General features: G+C 51.7%; 2 protein-coding genes. Both read left to right on the forward strand.

Features of this window, described 5'->3' with window-relative positions; genetic code table 11:
• Nucleotides 1-1,115, forward strand: a 1,115-nt coding sequence (kdpB, locus tag Q8M88_RS01995) for a potassium-transporting ATPase subunit KdpB (protein ID WP_305594557.1), incomplete at its 5' end; no start/stop codon positions are given.
• 65 nt (nt 1,116-1,180) lie between these two features.
• A partial coding sequence (gene kdpC / locus Q8M88_RS02000; protein ID WP_305594560.1) for a potassium-transporting ATPase subunit KdpC occupies nt 1,181-1,653 on the forward strand: 473 nt, incomplete at its 3' end.

Here is a 1,653-nt window from a genome sequence, read left to right on the forward strand (position 1 = left end):
TCACCTTGGGTAATCGTCAGGCCTCCGAATTTTATCCAGCTCCTGGCGTGACGCAGATACAACTGGCTGATGTCGCGCAACTGGCATCACTGGCGGATGAAACGCCGGAAGGCCGCAGCATCGTGATACTGGCCAAACAGAAATTCAATATTCGCGAACGCGATATCGCAGCCTTGCATGCCAGCTTTGTCCACTTCAGTGCGCAGACACGCATGAGCGGTGTTGATCTGGGTGATCGTGCAATTCGCAAAGGCTCGGTCGATGCAGTGAAAAAACACGTAGAAGCCTTGGGTCGTAGTTTCCCTGAAGAAGTGTCACATCTGGTAGACGACATCTCACGTCGCGGTAGTACGCCTTTGGTCGTCATTGATGATGGTCGCGTGATGGGGGCGATCGAGCTGAAGGATATCGTCAAAGGTGGCATCAAGGAACGTTTTGCCGAACTGCGTCGCATGGGTATCAAAACCGTGATGATCACAGGTGATAACAAACTGACCGCAGCTGCGATTGCGGCAGAAGCAGGCGTAGATGACTTTTTGGCGGAAGCAACACCGGAAGACAAACTGAAACTGATACGTGATTATCAGGCGCAGGGCAGGTTAGTCGCGATGACTGGTGACGGCACCAACGATGCACCAGCATTGGCGCAAGCTGACGTTGCGGTAGCGATGAATTCCGGTACACAAGCGGCGAAAGAGGCCGGCAATATGGTTGATCTGGATTCCAATCCAACCAAGTTGCTGGAGATCGTCGAGATCGGCAAGCAGATGTTGATGACCCGCGGTTCTTTGACCACGTTCTCGATCGCCAATGACGTGGCCAAGTATTTCGCCATCATCCCGGCGGCATTCGTGACGACATATCCACAATTGAAGGCACTGGATGTGATGCAGTTGAGTAGCCCATCGTCGGCCATCATGTCTGCCGTCATCTTCAATGCCTTGATTATCGTAGTGCTGATTCCATTGGCATTGAAAGGTGTGAAGTACCGCGCAGTGGGTGCAGCCACGCTGTTACGTCGCAATATGCTGATTTATGGCCTAGGTGGGATTCTGGTCCCGTTTGTCGGGATCAAGCTGATCGATATGATTTTAAGCATCCTCAATCTGGTTTAAAAACAGTATGAAGCAGAGCACGGATTTTTCATGTTCTGCTTCACATTACTTAGGAAGCAATTGATATGAAATCCACTTTTCGTCCCGCATTGGTTTTATTCGCCATGCTGACTCTTATCTGTGGCGTGCTGTATCCGTATGCAGTCACCGGCATCGGCAAGGTCGCTTTTTCCAGCCAGGCCGAGGGCAGTCTGGTGTTGCGTGATGGTCAGGCTGTTGGCTCATCGCTGATCGGTCAGGCATTTACCTCACCGCAATACTTCTGGAGCCGTCCTTCAGCAACCGGACCTATGCCAAATAATGCAAGTGCATCGAGTGGCTCCAATCTTGGGCCAACCAATCCAGCCTTGCTTGATGCAGTTAAAAGCCGTGTCGATGCCTTGAAAGCAGCTGATCCTAGCAATACAGCCGCGATTCCAGTTGATCTGATCACAGCATCGGGCAGTGGATTGGATCCAGAGATCAGCATCGCCGCGGCTTATTACCAGATCGGCCGTATTGCACGCGAACGCAAGATGGCAACGGAAGAAGTAAAAGC

The organism is Phenylobacterium sp., assembly GCF_030693805.1.
GTDB lineage: Bacteria > Pseudomonadota > Alphaproteobacteria > Caulobacterales > Caulobacteraceae > Phenylobacterium.